The organism is Aurantimonas marina, from assembly GCF_017183135.1.
Lineage (GTDB): Bacteria > Pseudomonadota > Alphaproteobacteria > Rhizobiales > Rhizobiaceae > Aurantimonas > Aurantimonas marina.
Map to the genome: position 1 here is coordinate 147,160 of NZ_JADDXW010000002.1, position 16,814 is coordinate 163,973.

The window sequence follows — 16,814 nt, forward strand, 5'->3', positions numbered from 1 at the left end:
CAAAACGCATCGACGTTCGACTGCGCAAGGTAATGCGCGCTATTTCTCGAAAGTCAGCCCCATCTCGCGATAGCGCTCCGGATCGTCGCCCCAGTTCTCGCGGACCTTGACGAACAGGAACAGGTGAACCGTCTGGTCGGCCGCCTCCATGATCTCCTTGCGCGCCGCCTGGCCGATCGCCTTGATGGTCTCGCCATGGTGACCGATGACGATGCGTTTCTGGCTGTCGCGCTCGACATAGATCGTCTGCTCGATGCGCACCGAACCATCCTTGCGGGCCTCCCACAACTCGGTCTCGACATGCGACGAATAGGGCAACTCCTGATGCAGCCGCAGGAAGAGCTTCTCGCGGGTGATCTCGGCGGCAAGCTGGCGCAGCGGCAGATCGGTGATCTGGTCTTCGGGATAATACCACGGCCCTTCCGGCAGCGCGCCTGCCAGGTAGTTCATCAGATCGTCGCAACCCGAGCCGTTCAGCGCCGAGATCATGAAGATCCTGGCGAAGTCGCCGCGCTCCGAAATTTCCTTGGTCAGCCCCAGCAGGCGATCGCGCTTCATGCGATCGACCTTGTTGAGCAGCAGCACTTTCGGCTGATCGACGGTTTTCAGCCGTTCGAGGATCGTCTCGACATCCTCGCTGATGCCCCGGTCAGCATCGATGATGGCGAGCACGATGTCGGCGTCCCTGGCACCGGACCAAGCGGTGCGCACCATCGCACGGTCGAGCCGCCGCTTCGGCGCGAAGACGCCCGGCGTGTCAACGAAGACGATCTGGGTGCGGTCGCGGATGGCGATGCCGCGGACCAGCGCCCGCGTCGTCTGCACCTTGTGGGTGACGATCGAAACCTTGGTACCGACGAGCTGATTGACCAGCGTCGACTTGCCGGCATTGGGCGCGCCGAGCAGCGCCACGAAGCCCGAGCGGGTCGGCGCGAGTGCCCCCACGGCCGGGACCGCGGGATCGTGGGTCTGGTCGTCTTGGTCGGTCAATTGTCGTCCTTCCAGACGGCCTCGCGGACAAGGACCGCGGTGGCGGCCTCTTGTTCGGCAATTCGCTTCGAGCGCCCCTGCCCGTCCGCCGGGCCGACACCGGGGATGGTGACGCGGACGGTGAACACCGGGTCGTGGTCGGGGCCGGACCGCTCCACGATGTCGTAACGCGGTGTCTCCGGCCCACGGGTGTGCGCCCATTCCTGCAGCGCTGTCTTCGGATCGCGCCGGGCGCTCCCGGCATCGTCGAGACGGCCCGCCCACTGGGCGATGATGAAGCCGCGCACCGTCTCCAGACCTTCGCCGAGATAGATCGCGGCGATCAACGATTCGACCAGATCGGCGCGAATGCTCCGCGTCCGCTCGCCCTTCAGCTTCTTCAGATCGCCGCCATGGCGGACGAATTCGTAGAGCCCCAGTTCATCGGCGATTTCGGCGCAGGTCTCGGCACTGACCAGGGAATTCAGCCGCAACGACAGCTCGCCCTCGTCGGCCTTGGGAAACATTTCGAACAGCTTTTCGGCGATCACAAGGCCGAGCACCCGATCGCCGAGAAATTCCAGCCGTTCGTAGCTGCGGTCATTGCCACCGGAAGGCCGCAGGCTCGAATGGGTGAGCGCGCGCTCGAACCGCGCGCGCTCGCGAAATCGAATGCCGATCCGGCGTTCGAGCTCGTCGAGCGACTTGTCGGCTTTCAGCTTAGCCATGTCAGGATGCGGCCCGGACGCAAATCCGTCGGCCATTTCCAGATTTCGAGCGGCGACACATCGTCTTGGACCGAGAAGAAGATCACCTGCGCCTTGCCGACCAGATTCTCGAACGGGACGTAGCCAACGTCGAACCGGCTATCCAGCGAGTTGTCGCGATTGTCACCCATCATGAAATAATGTCCATCCGGCACCACGAATTCCCGCGTGTTGTCACCGGCCGAGCTCGGAGTGAGGTCAAGCGTCAGATAGGAGACCCCATTGGGCAGCGTCTCGCGATATTGCGGAACGGCGGTTCCGTCCTCGGCGACGAACTCGCCCACCGCTTCGCGCGGAACCGGCTTGCCGTTGATGGAGAGCACGCCCTCGCGCACCTGGATGCGATCGCCCGGCAGACCGATCAGCCGCTTGATGTAGTCGGTGTCTTCCTCATGCGGCTTGCGGAAGACGACGACGTCGCCGCGATCCGGCGCGGAGCCAAGCAGCCGGCCCTCGAACAGCGGCGGCGAGAACGGGATCGAATATTTCGAGAAGCCGTAGCTCCATTTGGACACGAAGAGGTAGTCGCCCACCAATAGCGTCGGCATCATCGATCCGGACGGAATTGAGAACGGCTGGAATAAAAACGTACGAATGACGAGCGCAAGAAGCAGCGCCTGCACGATGACCTTGACGGTTTCGCCGAAGCCGCCGCCTTGTTCCGCCCGTTCGGCCTCGTCGACCATGCCTTGCCCTTCGTTGCGATTTCGCGCCGCAAAACGCCGCTCGGCGCCTTCTACCGGCTCGCTTTCACCGGAGCAATGCACCGAATTGTTAAACTTCGTCCGAGGCCGGCATGTGTCCCGCCGCCGTTACGGAGCGTTGAGTCGGAAGATCGCCGTCGCGAACCTTCCTGTTCCGTTTGTATTCTGCATCAGCCGCGGAATCGGCCCCCTCGGTAACTCGAAGCGATCTGGGGCGCGGTCGCCTCTCTAGAATGTGCCGGGTGCGGTGTTTTTGAAAGCTGCGCGCCGCGGCGAACACCAACCCGTATGCCAGCAACCCGGCAGCCGTACCCAAGGGAATTCCGCCGACGAGCATCGGCTTGACGATCGGCGTCCAGATCGCAGCGAAATCCATATGCGTCAAGGCGCGGCCGATCCCTGACGGCGCCGTTCCGTCGATCGTCCGGGACGTAAGGAAGAACTGCCCGAGCTCATAGGTCGCGCCCCAGATGAAGGGGAAGGTCAGCGGGTTGCCAACCGCCGTTCCGAGCGCCGCCGACGCCATGTTGCCGGCGACCAGATAGGCGACGGCGAAGGCGAGAAGAAAGTGGAAGCCGATGAACGGCGTGAAGGAGGAAAATACTCCCGCGGCAAAACCGGCGGCGATGGCATGGGGTGTCGCATTCAGCCGCAGAACCCGCTTCTGCAGGTAACGGAAAGAGCGCGAGAACGAGCGCCGCGGCCAAAGCAGCGTGCGGAGCTTCGATCCAAACTTTTCCGGATGGCGTCGCCCGAACAGCATGCCCGTCGCATTCCTCATCTCGCCGGCGCACCGGCCATGGTCCACAATCTATATAGGACCTGATGCCGACATTCCGTAAACGACCTGACGAGCACCGGCCAAAGGTCGTGACTCAGGGCGTCCGGCTACCGGGCTTGACTGGCGGAATTGCGGCGAGTTCGGATGGCAGCGCATTGGCCGGATAGGCAGGGACCGCGTGTTCGGCCAGCGCGATCAGCGGAACACCGACATCAGCCTTACCAGCGGAACGATCGATGATACAGGCAGCCGCCGCGACCTCGATCCCCAGTTCCTCCAGGCACGCGATGGTCTCGCGGATCGACAGCCCGGTGGTAACGATGTCCTCCACCACCACGACACGCGAGCCGCGCGGCACGTCGAACCGGCGGAGCTTGAACACGCCGCCTTCCCGCTCGACCCAGACGGCCGGCACCTTGAGATGGCGCGACGTCTCATAGGCCGGAATCAGCCCGCCGATCGCCGGCCCGACGACGTAGTCGATGCGTCCAGGGACGTCCGCCCGAATCCGCTCGGCCAGGGCACGGCAAAGGCGCTCGGTCAAAGGCGGATGCATGAACACCCTGGCCTTCTGCAGGAAGACCGGGCTGCGCAGGCCGGACGTCAGGATGAAATGGCCTTCGAGATAGGCCCCCGCCTCGCGAAAGATCGCAAGCACGTCGTCGCTGGTCATGTCGCCGCTGCTCCATATCCGGCCAATTCACGCCGCCTATCAGGACGACATCATACAGACTGATGCGGAAAGATTTGGTGGGTGATGTAGGGTTCGAACCTACGACCCGCTGATTAAGAGTCAGCTGCTCTACCAACTGAGCTAATCACCCACGACGCCGAGGCGTTCGGTAGCGGCTATATAGAGAGCGCCCGAGAGCCTGTCCACCCTGTTTGTGGACCGGTTGCCACGGTTTTCGAGAGATGCCGTGCGCCCCGGCGGACAAGGCCGTCGCGACGAGATCAGGCGCGATCGACCCTGGACCAGGCGAACAGGCGCGTCAGCGCTGCGGGCAGGCTTTCGGACTCGACCCGGCGGATGCCATGCGGCGCGGCGTCGTCGCGCAGGGTCGTGTTCGATCCTTCCGATGCCGCCGACTGGCCTGCGGACGCACCTCTGTCCTCGTTCTGCTCGTCCGGAACATCGAGAAAGCGGATGCCAGCAAACATTGCGCGCCGGTAGATAAGGCGAGCCGGCCGGGCCTGCTGGTCTTCTCCGACGCGGATCCCGAATGCCTTCGGCAGATGTGCGGCCTCGTCGATGGTCAACAGAGCGCCGGTCGCCGATATGTTGCGCACGATGCAATCGAAGGTCGAGAAGCCGTCGTTGAAGATCACTTTCGCGCGCTTGAGCGTCCGCATGCGCTGGGCGACGCGGCGTTCCGATCCATCGGGTTCGAGTTTGGGAAGCGCTGCCATGACGGCCTCCGGGATATGATTGAACTGGAATTATCCCAAACAGTCCTTTGCAAATGCTGAAGCCGATCGCGACATTTCGACCTTGCCGATCGCGGCACTTCGCCGCCGGGCCAATGCCGAGGCCTTACCGGCGAAAAAAATGACCGCGACCGGGCAATTCTGGCGCCCGGCGGCGGTATTCCCTGAACCTAAGCGATAGCCGAGGTCGGATTAGTTGCGGGCCTTGTCGACCAGCGCGCCCGACTTGATCCACGGCATCATGCCACGCAGCTTCTCGCCGACTTCTTCGATCTGGTGGGCATCGTTCATCCGGCGGATGCCCTTGAAGCGTGCTGCGCCCGAGCGGTATTCCTGCATCCAGTCCGAGGTGAACTTGCCGGTCTGGATGTCGTGTAGCACACGCTTCATCTCGGCCTTGGTCTCGGCGGTGATGATGCGCGGGCCGGAGACGTATTCGCCCCATTCGGCGGTGTTCGAGATCGAATAGTTCATGTTGGCGATGCCGCCCTCATAGATGAGGTCGACGATCAGCTTGACCTCGTGCAGGCACTCGAAATAGGCCATTTCCGGCGCATAGCCGGCTTCCACGAGAGTTTCAAAACCGGCGCGGATCAGTTCGACCAGGCCGCCGCACAGCACGACCTGCTCGCCGAATAGATCGGTCTCGCACTCTTCCTTGAAATTGGTCTCGATGATGCCGGAGCGGCCGCCGCCGACGCCGCAGGCATAGGACAGCGCCAGATCGAGGGCGTTGCCGGAAGCGTCGCGATGCACCGCGACGAGGCAAGGCACGCCGCCGCCCTTCTGGTACTCGCCGCGTACCGTGTGGCCGGGGCCCTTTGGCGCGATCATGACCACATCGACGGTGTCTTTCGGCTCGATCAGGCCGAAATGCACGTTGAGACCGTGGGCGAAGGCGATCGCGGCGCCATCCCTGATGTTGGGCGCTATTTCGTCCCTGTAGATGTCGGCCTGCAGCTCGTCCGGCGCGGCCATCATCATCAAATCCGCCCAGCCGGCCGCCTCGGCCACCGTCATCACCTTGAAGCCGTCGGCCTCGGCCTTCTTGGCGGTCGCCGAGCCCTGACGCAGGGCGATGGCGACGTCCTTGGCACCTGAATCCTTCAGATTGAGCGCATGGGCGCGGCCCTGACTGCCATAGCCGATGATCGCAACCTTGCGGGATTTGATGAGATTGAGATCGGCATCCCGATCGTAATAGACGCGCATGTCGTGTCCTCCTAGTTGATGTCTGCGGCCATGATCGGCCGTTTCTCGTCCGCCCCGTAAAGGGCGAAGAACTGATCCGCGGCGCGCCGGGCGTCGCGGTCGATATCGGCCGGCCGCAAATCGAGCGGTTCGCCGAGCAGAAGCCGGATCTGGACGTCGCGCACGACCAGCCCGAAGAAGGTCCGGAAGGCGGCATCGACGTCGTCGAAATCAAGGAACCCGGCCGCCTGGCCTGCCGCCAGCGCCGGCTTCAGCCGCCGCGCCATCGCGAATGGCCCATTGTTCAGGACGATTGCCCCGAGATCGGCGGACTTGGAGCCCGCCTCGGCGACCGCCAGCCGGTTGAGCGCGACCGAGGTCGGGCCGGAGATCACCGTCAGCCAGTCGCGGGCGAATTGGGTAAGGTCGGAGCGAAGTTGCTCGTGCGTGTCCCGACCGGTTCGGGCCGGAACGCCGCGCACCTTGGCCGCCTGCCAGCGGACGGTCGCGGTCAACAGCCCGTCCCGGTCGCCGAACCATTTGTAGAGCGTTTCCTTGGAGCAACTGGCTGCCCGCGCGACCGCCGCCATGGTCAAGGGACGCCGGGCCGCGACGATAAGGCCGAGCGCCGCGTCGAGGACGTCGCGCTGGCGCGCCGTCATCGTGTCGCTGTCGAGCTCTTCTACCGTCTGCGCCCGTGCCACCCGTGCTGCTTCCCGTCCTGCTTGTGGTTCGCTGGCCCCATCAGCCGTACCGTACGTTACGGTACGGCTTCTAGCGGCAATATTGGGAGGGATCAAGCCATCCGCTGATATGATTGCGGCAAAGCCCCGTGAGAGTCTGACACCCTCCGACAGAGAGCGTCAGCCGCCCTGCCCGCAGGCGCGGCAAAACCGGCGTACGGTCTCGGCCATGCCGTATTCCAGCGCATCGGCGGTCAGGCCGTGGCCGATCGAGACTTCGGCGAGATCGGGGATGCGCGCTACCAGGGCCGGCAGGTTGGCGACCGTGAGATCATGCCCGGCATTGACGCCGAGGCCGGTCGCCAGCGCGGCGTCCGCGGTCCGCCCGAGGCGCTCGATCTCGCGCGCCGCGGCGTCCGCGTCACCATGGGTCGCGCCATAAGGGCCGGTGTAGAGTTCGACGCGATCGCAACCGGTCGCGGCGGCAGCCGTCATCGCTTCGGGTTCAGGGTCGGCGAACAGCGACACGCGAGCCCCCTCGCCCTTCAACGCCGTGACGATCGGCCTGAGAAACGCCGCCTCGGCGACGAAATCCCAGCCATGGTCGGAGGTCGGCTGGGAGGGATCGTCGGGCACCAGCGTCACCTGTTCGGGCCGTGCCGCGCGTACGAGTTCCAGGAACTCCGGCGTCGGGTAGCCCTCGATATTGAACTCGGCGCCGGGGAATTCCGTGTCGATCAGCCGGCGGATGTCCGGCAGGTCGGAAAAGCGGATGTGGCGCTGGTCCGGGCGCGGATGCACGGTCAGCCCGTGCGCGCCCGCCCGCAACGCGATTCGGCCCAGCCCGGTCACGCTCGGCCAGGGCAGGTCGCGCCGGTTTCTCAGCATGGCGACGGCATTGAGATTGACGGAGAGTTCGGTCGGCATGGCGGTCTCGTTCGGCGGCTAGAGCATCGGACCGAAAGTAGAATCCGGTTTTAGGGTTATTCCGATGCTCAACCAAAGTGATAGAGCGTCCTTTGTGCGTCCTGATGGACGCACGGCGCTCTATTGCCGGCTCGGTAGCATAGAAGAGGAAGGCTGTCCCTACCGGCGGCCTTCTCCCGATGCCAGACGGGGCTGCGCCTCGCCTGCGCGGGCATACAAGCGACCACAGGCGGTTTCGGGCCCAGGTCGAAGTTACGGCACCTGTTCGCATTGACAGGCTGGGGGCTCCCGATCCTATTCTGAATTCTCGGCATTTTTGCCGGCGGTTCTGGGGGAGGACATGATGGGCGGCTCGAGATTCGTCCCGATCCTGATCGCGGGCCTTGTCGGCCTGTTGATCGGCTGGTGGGCGGCACCCGATATCGATGAGGCCAGCGAAACCATGGCGGGACGGATCGAGGAGCTGAAGGCCCCGATCGGTCAGATCCAGACCAATGTGGAGGCGTTGAGCACCCGCCTCTCCGAGCCGGCTGCCGACACCGGCGATGGCACCGTGACGGAAGCGGTCAACGCGCTAGGGTCGCGCATCGACCAACTGACCAGCGAACTGCAAAGTCGCACCGACGCGATCACGCAGGCCGTCCAGGAGCAGGCCGGCCAGGCCGCCGGCGGCGCGGCCGCCAGGCTCGACGACATCGCGGCCCAGTTGAAAAGCCTCGAAGAGCGGATCGCGAGCGGCACGCCGCAGCCGTCAGCGTCCGAGACAGGCACGGCGGCAGCAACACCCGGCAGCGATCCGGCGACCCTGGCCGAGCAGATCGGCGCGTCCGGCGCCATCCTCTTGCCCGGTCAGGCAGCGATCTTCGGCGGCAGCACGGTGCGACTGTCGGCGATCTCCACGGAAAACGGCAGCGCGACGCTGGCCGTCGGCGATGGCGAGAGCCAGGAAATTGCAAGCGGCGAAGCGATCAAGATCGCGGAAGCCTGCGAGGTCAGCGTTGCCGGCGTGGCCGCCGGTGCGGCCTACCTCGCCGCGCAAGGGTGTGAGCAGGCGGCCGAGAGTACATCCGAGGCGACAGCCGCGCCGGAAGCTCCCGCCGACGCTCCACAAGCCGCACAAGCCGCGACCGGAACGGCCCAGACGGATGGCGAGCAAGCCGCTTCGGCGGGTGGCGAACAATCGGCTCCGGAGGCTGGGGACCAGGCAGCAGCCCCGGCGGAGGCGCAACAGGCCGCGGCGGCGCCCGCTACTCCAGCAGCCCAGCCGGAAGGCCAGCAATCGGCCGAATCGGCCAAATCCGCTGGCGGCCAGCAAGATGGGAGCGGCAGTTCAGCCAACGTGCCGACGGGCGGCACGGCCGTCTTCGGCGACACGCGCATCTTCGTCTCGGCGATCGGCGAGACCGACGCCTCGCTCTTCATCGCCGGCAAGGGCCGCCAGACGGTCGCGACCGGGTCGGCGCTCGACGCCGGCAATGGCTGCATGGTGACCCTCGCCGGTATCGAGGGCGGTCAGGTTCGGTTGACCGCCGAAGGTTGTGCGGGTGGCGGCTCCAGCGAGGGCCAAGCGGCGGCTCCCGCCACCACCGATGGCGTGCAACCCGCCGCTGCGGCGGACGCCGAAACGGTGGCCCCGACCGCCGAAGAACAGCCCACCGATGGAGCGGGAAGCGGTACGGAGGCAGTACCGGTCGCGAAGACGGGCAAAGCGGCGGCATCGGCCGCTGGTGAACAGGCGCCTACGGCAGACGGCGACGCGGTCGGTGCTCCGGCATCCGGCCTGACGACCGGCCAGACCGCCACCTTCGGCAAGAAGAAGGTCTTCGTCTCGGCGGTCAGCGAATCGGGCGCGACGCTCCAGGTGATCGGCGGCGAACGCCAGCAGGTCGAAACCGGCGGCGCGATCGATCTCGGTGACGGCTGCACGGCGACGCTCGACAAGGTCGAGGACCGCAGCGCCTTCCTCTCGGCGGCGGGTTGCTGAGCCGGCTCGGCAGCAGCCAATTCACAGAAAAGGCCCGCGATCACAAGATCATGGGCCTTTTTCACGTCACTTGGCTTTTCGCAGGCGCGGCACCGTGACTGTTGCCACGCCCACCGGCTTGTTCACTTGACGATGGTCAGCGTCTCGGCTGCGCGGGTGATCGCCGTGTAAAGCCAGCGCTCGCGGGTTTCCTTGAAGGCCCAGCTTTCGTCGAACAGGATGACGTCGTTCCACTGCGAGCCCTGCGCCTTGTGGACGGTCAAAGCGTAGCCGTAATCGAAATCGTCGAAGCGCTTCTTGGTCGCCCAGGGAATGTCGGCGTCCGGGTCCTCGAAGGCCGCCTTCAAAAGCCGGATCTTGGCGGCGCCCTGGTCGATGTCGTCGTCGTCCGGCTTGACGATCAGGTTGACGCCGGGCTTCGCCGTCTCGCGGGCAGCCGTCATCACCTGCCAGAGCGAGCCGTTGAGCAACCCCTTCGGCGGATCGTTTCGCAAACACACCAGCTTGTCGCCGGCCATCGGCAGCGGCCCCTCGAAGCCCTTCAACTCGCGCAGTCGTGCATTGTAGCGCCGCCGCGTGCGGTTGGTGCCGACCAGCACCTGGTCGGCGGCGAGCACCTTGTCGGTTTCGACGTCGCGCTTGCCGATGATCTTGGCCGCGCCCCAGTCGCCATGCATCAGCTCCTTGCCCTCGCGGACATGCAGCGCCAGCTCGATGATCGGATTGTCGCGCGCCTGGCGATGAATTTCCGACAGCAGGAAATCAGGCTCGGCCTCGGTAAAGAATCCGCCGCCCGAGACCGGCGGAAGCTGGCCCGGATCGCCCAGCACCAGGATCGGCGTGCCGAAGGACATCAGATCGCGTCCGAGCGCCTCGTCGACCATCGAGCATTCGTCGACGATGACCAGCTTGGCCTTGGCGACCGGGCTCTGGCGGTTGAGCGAAAAGGTCGGCGAAACCCGCGACGTCCCGCTTGCCTCATCGGCGACGGTTTCCTCGCCCCGCGGCCGGTAGATCAGCGAATGCAGCGTGCGGGCGCTTTTGGCACCCTTCGAGCGCAGCACCTGCGCGGCCTTGCCGGTAAAGGCGGCGAACTGCACCGACCCGTCGATGCCTTCAGCGAAATGGCGTGCCAGCGTCGTCTTGCCGGTGCCGGCATAGCCGAACAGGCGGAAGATCGGCTGGTCGCCGTCTTCCAACCATTGCGCGACGGCTTTGAGCGCGTCGTCCTGCTGGGGTGAGAGCTTCATGGGGGCAAATGGCAGGATTCGGGGCGGAACGGCAACGATAAATCTCGTCTGGCGAATTTGGTCCACCGCCCAGCGCAGGCCTCCTGCCGCTACTTGTCGACGCCATCCGTTTGAGGATCGTTCGCCAGCACGATCGGCTGGCCATGCGCGGTCGCCTGCGCGGCGCGCCGCCAGGCGGCGGTCAGCGCATCGACCTCTGCCGTGCCCGTTAGCGCTTTTTCGGCCAGCAGGCCCTCGAGCGCACCGAGAAAGCGCGGATAGTAATCGGACCCGTCTTCGGCCGCGTCCGGCGCGTGCAGCGTCCGTCCGAGTGCTTCGGCCCATTCGGCGGCGGTGAAAACGCCGGCCTCCACGAGCGCGACCTGCAGGCCGAGAAGTTCGGCCTGCCAAGGCTCGGCGAAACGCTCGGGAGCCTCATTCGCCATCGTGCGGCACCGGTTCCAGATAGCTTTCGAAGGCATCGATCGAAACGGTCAGCCCGGGATCGCCGTCCCTGCCCCACAGCGCCGGTCCGTCGAAGGCGATAGTATAGAGCCATTGCGGCGCCTCCCCCTTGCCGTGCGCGTTGGTGTCCGGAAACACATGGACGCCGTGGACGATCTCGACCCGCCCGACGCGGCCACGGGTATAGCGCGGCAGCCGCGTGTGGCCCGTGGGATGCATCTCGATGGTGCGCACCTTGTCACCCATGGCAAATCTGGCCGGTGTAGCCGCGGGCCGCTCGACCGGTGCGCCCTGGGCCAGCACCGCCGGCATGTCGGCGCCGGAGATCACGCGCTTCGGCTTTGGCGCCTCGGCGAGCGGTACGCCACGATCGAGTTCTTCCCGCGTGATGAAACCGTGGCGCTGCAGCAGACTCTCGAGGGCCTTGGTCCAGATCTCGTAATAGCTCGAGCCGTAGTAGTCCGCCGGATGCAGGCTTTCGCGCGCATGGCGGCTTTCATCGATCGTCCAGGCGCCGAGCGTTCCCGCCGCGACGGTTAGCCCGAGCGCGCGCTTTTCCCAATCGGCGTGAAACAGCGGCTCGTTCGTCTCCGGCGCGATCGGGCCGAACCCCATCTGGCCGCCGAGATCCTGCGGTCCGTTCATTGGCCCGCACCGCTGATCGATTCCGGCGCCAGCGCGAGCCCGGTCCCGATCATCGAGTCGCGCGTGACCAGATCGGCCAATTGGCTCTCGTCGAGTCCCTCCGTCCCGGCCGGCCGCATCGGCACGACGAGATAGCGCATTTCGGCGGTCGAATCCCACACCCGGATTTTGACGTCCGGCGAGAGACTCACGCCGAATTCCTCAAGCACTCCACGAGGATCGATGACGGCGCGGGAGCGATAGGGTGGCGACTTGTACCAGACCGGCGGCAGCCCCAGCACCGCCCACGGATAGCAGGAGCAGAGCGTGCAGACGACAAGGTTGTGCGTTGCCGGGGTGTTGAACACCGCGCGCATGTGTTCGCCCTGGCGGCCGGTAAAGCCGAGCGAGGCAATCGCGGCCGTCGCGTCCTCGCGCAGCCACGCCGCGAACGCCGGATCGGACCAGGCTTTCGCCACCACCCGCGCGCCGTTGCGCGGCCCTACCTTGGTCTCGTAGGTTTCGATGATCGCGTCGATCGCGCCGCGATCGACCAGCCCCTTGCGGGTCAGGATCGTTTCCAGCGCTTTCACACGCGCCGTCATCGGATCAAGATCATTGTCGTGGGCGTGCCCATGATGATGGGCGTGATCGTCATGCGAATGGCTCATCAGCGCAGCCTAATTCCACCGCCCTCGCGTCGCAACATGCAAGGATCACCTGAGCATCGGCACCAGCGTCAGCGCCAGCAAAATGCCCATTGCGATGTTGAACCATTTCAGCCGCACCGGATCGGCGAGGAAGCGCTTGAGCACCACCCCGAATCCCGCCCAGGTCGACACGCTCGGCCAGTTGACCAAGGTGAAGGCCGCGGCAACGAGAACGACCGAGAGGAAAGGCCGCGCGGGATCGGTGTAGATCGCCATCGCGGTGATCGCCATCACCCAGGCCTTGGGATTAACCCACTGGAACGCCGCCGCCTCGACGAAGGTCATCGGCCGCTCGCCGCCCTTCCCCTTGCTCATCTGGCGGGTCGTCGCGATCTTCCAGGCCAGAAACAGGAGGTAGACACCGCCCGCGAGCTTCAGTGCGATATGGAGAGGCGGATAAGCTGCCAGCAACGCGCCGAGCCCGAACCCCACCGCCAGCAGCAACAGGCAGAAGCCGCCGGCAATGCCGCACATGTGCGGGAAGGTCCGCCAAAAGCCGAAATTCACGCCCGACGCCAGCAGCATCAGATTGTTCGGCCCCGGCGTGATGGAGGCCACGAAGGCAAAGGCCAGCAGCGCGAAAAAGACGTCGGGGTTCATGGAATTCAGCTCGAAGCACGGTAGATTTAGGTCAGTATTGTTGACCTATCAATTCGACCGCTCGATTGCAAGCAATCGACTCCAGCGTCCCGGCTATCGGCCCTCGCCGTCTGGCCCGCGGCGCCCGCCTACATCCCCGCCTTGCCGCGCGACAGCGCCGCGACACCCGTCCGGCAGACTTCGACGAGGCCGAGCGGTTCCATGATCGCGACGAACTTGTCGATCTTCGACGGCCGGCCGGTGATCTCGAAGACGAAATGCTCGATCGAGGAGTCGATGACCTTGGCGCGGAAGACGTCGGCCAGCCGCAGCGCCTCGACGCGGCCCTCGCCCTTGCCGGCGACCTTGACGATCGCCAGTTCGCGCTCGATCGGCGCGGTTTCGCCGTCCTCCCCCGCCGCGCGGGTGAGGTCGACGACGCGATGCACCGGCACGATCCGGTCGAGCTGGCTTTTCAACTGCTCGATCACATGCGGGGCGCCGCGCGTGACGACCGTGATGCGCGACAGATGCTTTTCGTGCTCGGTTTCCGAGACCGTCAGGCTTTCGATGTTATAGCCACGGCCGGAGAACAGTCCGATCACGCGTGCCAGGACCCCCGGTTCGTTGTCGACGATGATCGCCAGCGTGCGCGCCTCGTTCGCCTCCTTTTCGGGAGTGATGAAATAGGCCGAAGCGGGTGGCTGGACGGGTCTGTTCATGGTCGAACTCGGGACTCTGGAGGTGGCGGCACCATAGAGGCGCGCGCGAAAAAGAAAAGCGTCGGCCGCGGCGGTACGAACGCGTCAAGGCGCGAAGGCCGTCGAGACAATCCCCCGGGCGTAGCGCTGGTGCGTCTACACCAGCGCCTTGCCCTTGGCGTCGATGGCGCTCGCCACCGCCTCGTCGCTCGCCTCGTCCGGCAGCAGGATCTCGTTATGCGCCTTGCCCGACGGGATCATCGGAAAGCAATTGGCGAGATTGGCCACGCGGCAATCGAACAGCACCGGACTGTCGACCGCCAGCATCTCCTCGATCGCATCGTCGAGATCGCCCGGCTTCTCGCAGCGGATGCCGTGGCCGCCATAGGCTTCCGCGAGCTTGACGAAGTCGGGCAGCGCCTCGGTGTAGGAGTGCGACAGGCGGTTGCCGTGCAGGAGCTGCTGCCACTGGCGGACCATGCCCATATATTGGTTGTTGAGGATGAAGATCTTGACGTTGGCGCCATGCTGAACGGCCGTCGACATCTCCTGCATGTTCATCAGCACAGAGGCATCGCCCGCGATGCAGACCGACAAGGCATCCGGATGGGCGATCTGCGCGCCGATCGCCGCCGGCAGGCCGTAGCCCATCGTTCCGAGTCCGCCGGAGGTGAGCCAATGGTTCGGCGCCTCGAACCCATAGAACTGCGCCGCCCACATCTGATGCTGGCCGACCTCGGTCGACACGTAAGTCTCGCGGTGCTTGGTCGCCGCGTAAAGCCGCTGCACGGCATATTGCGGCATGATGACGTCGTTGCTCGGCTTGTAGGCAAGGCAGTCGTGCGCCCGCCATGTCTCGATCTGGTCCCACCAGTTCGCCAGCGCCGCCGGTTCGTTCGCCGCACCGCGCGCCTTCCAGAGCTCGACCATATCCTTCAGCACATGGCCGACATCGCCGATGATGGGCAGGTCGACATGGACGTTCTTGTTGATCGACGAAGGGTCGATGTCGATGTGGATCTTCTTCGAATGCGGCGAGAACGCATCGAGACGCCCGGTAATGCGATCGTCGAAGCGCGCGCCGATGCACAGCATCACGTCGCAGCCGTGCATGGCGAGATTCGCCTCGTAGGTGCCGTGCATGCCGAGCATGCCCAGCCAGTTCTTTCCGGATGCAGGATACGCACCGAGCCCCATCAGCGTCGATGTGATCGGAAAACCGGTGCTCGCGACGAATTCCCGCAGCAGCCGCGTCGCCTCCGGTCCGGAATTGATGACGCCGCCACCCGAATAGATCACCGGGCGTTTGGCGGCGGCCAGCATCGCCACCGCTGCCTCGATCCGGTCGCGGTCGCCGTCAAGCTTCGGCCGGTAGCTCTCGTGCTGACGGATCGGCGGCGGCGGCGAGTAGATGCCGGTGGCGAACTGGACATCCTTCGGCACGTCGACGACCACCGGGCCGGGCCGGCCCGTGGTGGCGACATGAAACGCCTCGTGCAGCACCCGCGACAGGTCATTGACGTCCTTCACCAGCCAGTTGTGCTTGGTGCAGGGCCGCGTGATCCCGACCGTATCGCATTCCTGAAACGCGTCGGAACCAATCAACGTCGTCGGCACCTGGCCGGTGATGCACACCAGCGGGATCGAATCCATCAGCGCGTCCTGCAGGGCCGTCACCGCGTTGGTCGCCCCGGGGCCCGATGTCACCAGCATGACCCCCGGGCGGCCGGTCGACCGGGCATAGCCTTCCGCCGCATGGCCAGCACCCTGCTCGTGCCGCACCAGGATGTGGCGAACCTCCTCCTGCTGGAAGATTTCGTCATAGATCGGGAGTACCGCGCCACCGGGATAGCCGAAGATATCCGTGACGCCATTGTCCTTGAGCGCCTGGACAACCATTTCGGCGCCCGTCATTTCCCGCGTTTCCGCTGTCGCTTCCATCGTCGTGATCTTCCGTCTGCTGCCTGCCGGATTCGTCTGGCACCGTTTCCCTGTCCGGATATTTGTGGGAAATCGGCGCAATAAAAAAGGGCCGCTGGGGCCCTTTGGATGCGCACACGTGGCTATCGCCGGGCGATCGTCAGACCGCCGCGCGTGTGCGCCTTCGTACTACGAGAATGCTGTTCGTGTTCATCGCCGATAAAGCTAAGCCCATCGGGACGGTCCGTCAACGCAATTGTGCGCGGCTGCACAAGGAGCCGCGCACTCTCGCAAGCTTAGGTATCGTGATCTCGACACGCCGCGCCGATCGACGGCCTCAAACGACCGCCTCGATATTGATGCGCCGATACAACGCCTCGGCCAACGCGTAGATGCCGAAGGCCATGAGGCCGAGCCCGGTCAGCGAGAGCAACGCCCACCCGAACGACCAGCCTTCGATCGCCGACAGCGCCGTGTCCAGGCCCGGCGTATCGCCGCTGGCATAGGAGGCAGCACCGGTGAACAGCAAACCGGCCAGGATGAAGAACGTGACACCGCGGGCAATCAACCCGAACTGGCAGACCGGGGTCAACCAGCTGCGGACACCCTCGGGAATATCCATGTATTTTTCAAATCCGGCTTTGGCACCCTTGAAGACGTGGGCGGCGCCCGCCGCGGCCATGCCGGCGGCGATCAGGTAGGTAAGCCAGACGCCGTAGCCCGCCTCATAGGCCTTGGCGACAAACCCGTTTCCGCCACCGCCCCTTGCCATGCCGATCAGCAGGCTGGCCGCATAGAAGGCAAGCGCCCCGTAGGCCAAAGCACTGAAGATCAGGCCAACCCGCACGAACAGCCCTTTCGTATCGGTACCATGGTGGTCGACATCGAAGACGACCTGAATGATCCGCCAGGCGGCAAAGCAAGACAGTGCAAGGACCAGCACGCTAAGCAGAATGGTCCCGAACGCCGAGCCGGCAATCTGTCCGACCGCGTCCTTGCTGTCCATCGCCTCGCCGGAGGCGAAGGCGGCGCGAAACGCGAAGTAGCCGATGATCAAAAACACCGCACCGCGTGCCGCGTAGCCGGCCCTTGCGGCGTGCCGAAGCCAGTCGCGGTGATCGTGAGTCAATTCCCGGGTGTTTGCCATCAGCC

Annotated in this window: 18 protein-coding genes, 1 tRNA gene and 1 pseudogene; 2 read left to right on the plus strand and 18 right to left on the minus strand. The window is 65.1% G+C overall.

Annotation, left to right across the window (positions count from 1 at the left end):
- Positions 1-39: 39 nt before the first annotated feature.
- From era to ING15_RS03485, 7 genes and pseudogenes are all read right to left on the minus strand, one after another.
- Complete coding sequence (gene era, locus ING15_RS03455) at positions 40-990, minus strand: GTPase Era (protein WP_210348782.1); 951 nt, start codon at positions 988-990, stop codon at positions 40-42.
- Positions 987-1,697, minus strand: a complete 711-nt coding sequence (gene rnc, locus ING15_RS03460) for a ribonuclease III (RefSeq protein WP_206453385.1) — start codon at positions 1,695-1,697, stop codon at positions 987-989. The genes era and rnc overlap by 4 nt, the downstream gene beginning before the upstream one ends.
- A complete protein-coding gene (gene lepB / locus ING15_RS03465) occupies positions 1,685-2,422 on the minus strand; it encodes a signal peptidase I (RefSeq protein WP_206453386.1) in 738 nt (245 codons plus the stop codon). The genes rnc and lepB overlap by 13 nt, the downstream gene beginning before the upstream one ends.
- Positions 2,423-2,663: 241 nt before the next feature.
- Positions 2,664-3,203: pseudogene (locus ING15_RS03470) on the minus strand (DUF2062 domain-containing protein); the annotation flags it as partial.
- Between the two features lie 112 nt (positions 3,204-3,315).
- The gene (pyrE, locus tag ING15_RS03475; RefSeq protein ID WP_206453387.1) at positions 3,316-3,894 is read right to left on the minus strand and encodes an orotate phosphoribosyltransferase; all 579 of its coding nucleotides are present in this window, start codon (positions 3,892-3,894) and stop codon (positions 3,316-3,318) included.
- Between the two features lie 75 nt (positions 3,895-3,969).
- Positions 3,970-4,045, minus strand: a tRNA-Lys gene (locus ING15_RS03480).
- 130 nt (positions 4,046-4,175) lie between these two features.
- Complete coding sequence (locus ING15_RS03485) at positions 4,176-4,631, minus strand: PilZ domain-containing protein (RefSeq protein ID WP_206453388.1); 456 nt, start codon at positions 4,629-4,631, stop codon at positions 4,176-4,178.
- A 19-nt stretch (positions 4,632-4,650) separates the two neighbouring features.
- On the opposite strand from ING15_RS03485, the gene ING15_RS03490 reads away from it, so the two are divergent.
- Positions 4,651-4,830 carry a hypothetical protein gene (locus ING15_RS03490; protein WP_206453389.1) on the plus strand — a complete coding sequence of 60 codons (180 nt, stop codon included), beginning with the start codon at positions 4,651-4,653 and terminating at the stop codon, positions 4,828-4,830.
- An 11-nt stretch (positions 4,831-4,841) separates the two neighbouring features.
- Here ING15_RS03490 and ilvC read toward each other — a convergent pair whose 3' ends face one another.
- The 3 genes from ilvC to ING15_RS03505 form a co-directional block, all read right to left on the minus strand.
- Positions 4,842-5,861 carry a ketol-acid reductoisomerase gene (ilvC, locus tag ING15_RS03495; protein ID WP_206453390.1) on the minus strand — a complete coding sequence of 340 codons (1,020 nt, stop codon included), beginning with the start codon at positions 5,859-5,861 and terminating at the stop codon, positions 4,842-4,844.
- 11 nt (positions 5,862-5,872) lie between these two features.
- Positions 5,873-6,502, minus strand: a complete 630-nt coding sequence (locus ING15_RS03500; RefSeq protein ID WP_206453566.1) for a TetR/AcrR family transcriptional regulator C-terminal domain-containing protein — start codon at positions 6,500-6,502, stop codon at positions 5,873-5,875.
- Positions 6,503-6,703: 201 nt separating this feature from the next.
- Positions 6,704-7,450 carry a pyridoxine 5'-phosphate synthase gene (locus tag ING15_RS03505; RefSeq protein ID WP_206453391.1) on the minus strand — a complete coding sequence of 249 codons (747 nt, stop codon included), beginning with the start codon at positions 7,448-7,450 and terminating at the stop codon, positions 6,704-6,706.
- A 343-nt stretch (positions 7,451-7,793) separates the two neighbouring features.
- On the opposite strand from ING15_RS03505, the gene ING15_RS03510 reads away from it, so the two are divergent.
- On the plus strand, positions 7,794-9,434 hold the full coding sequence (locus ING15_RS03510) for a hypothetical protein (protein ID WP_206453392.1): 1,641 nt from the start codon (positions 7,794-7,796) through the stop codon (positions 9,432-9,434).
- Positions 9,435-9,556: 122 nt separating this feature from the next.
- Here the strand turns inward: ING15_RS03510 and ING15_RS03515 are convergent, their stop codons facing one another.
- From ING15_RS03515 to ING15_RS03550, 8 genes are all read right to left on the minus strand, one after another.
- A complete protein-coding gene (locus ING15_RS03515; RefSeq protein ID WP_206453393.1) occupies positions 9,557-10,684 on the minus strand; it encodes an ATP-dependent DNA helicase in 1,128 nt (375 codons plus the stop codon).
- Between the two features lie 89 nt (positions 10,685-10,773).
- Entirely contained in the window at positions 10,774-11,109 is a 336-nt protein-coding gene (locus ING15_RS03520) for a nitrile hydratase accessory protein (RefSeq protein ID WP_206453394.1), read from the minus strand.
- Positions 11,099-11,773: a nitrile hydratase subunit beta gene (gene nthB, locus ING15_RS03525; protein ID WP_206453395.1), complete on the minus strand. Its 675-nt coding sequence runs from the start codon at positions 11,771-11,773 to the stop codon at positions 11,099-11,101. The genes ING15_RS03520 and nthB overlap by 11 nt, the downstream gene beginning before the upstream one ends.
- On the minus strand, positions 11,770-12,423 hold the full coding sequence (gene nthA / locus ING15_RS03530) for a nitrile hydratase subunit alpha (RefSeq protein WP_206453396.1): 654 nt from the start codon (positions 12,421-12,423) through the stop codon (positions 11,770-11,772). Before nthA ends, nthB begins: the two co-directional genes overlap by 4 nt.
- Positions 12,424-12,468: 45 nt before the next feature.
- Entirely contained in the window at positions 12,469-13,062 is a 594-nt protein-coding gene (locus ING15_RS03535) for a LysE family translocator (RefSeq protein WP_206453397.1), read from the minus strand.
- Between the two features lie 128 nt (positions 13,063-13,190).
- Entirely contained in the window at positions 13,191-13,763 is a 573-nt protein-coding gene (gene ilvN / locus ING15_RS03540; RefSeq protein WP_206453398.1) for an acetolactate synthase small subunit, read from the minus strand.
- 135 nt (positions 13,764-13,898) lie between these two features.
- Complete coding sequence (locus ING15_RS03545; RefSeq protein WP_206453399.1) at positions 13,899-15,683, minus strand: acetolactate synthase 3 large subunit; 1,785 nt, start codon at positions 15,681-15,683, stop codon at positions 13,899-13,901.
- A 316-nt stretch (positions 15,684-15,999) separates the two neighbouring features.
- Positions 16,000-16,809 carry a DUF1206 domain-containing protein gene (locus ING15_RS03550; RefSeq protein ID WP_206453400.1) on the minus strand — a complete coding sequence of 270 codons (810 nt, stop codon included), beginning with the start codon at positions 16,807-16,809 and terminating at the stop codon, positions 16,000-16,002.
- Positions 16,810-16,814 lie beyond the last annotated feature (5 nt).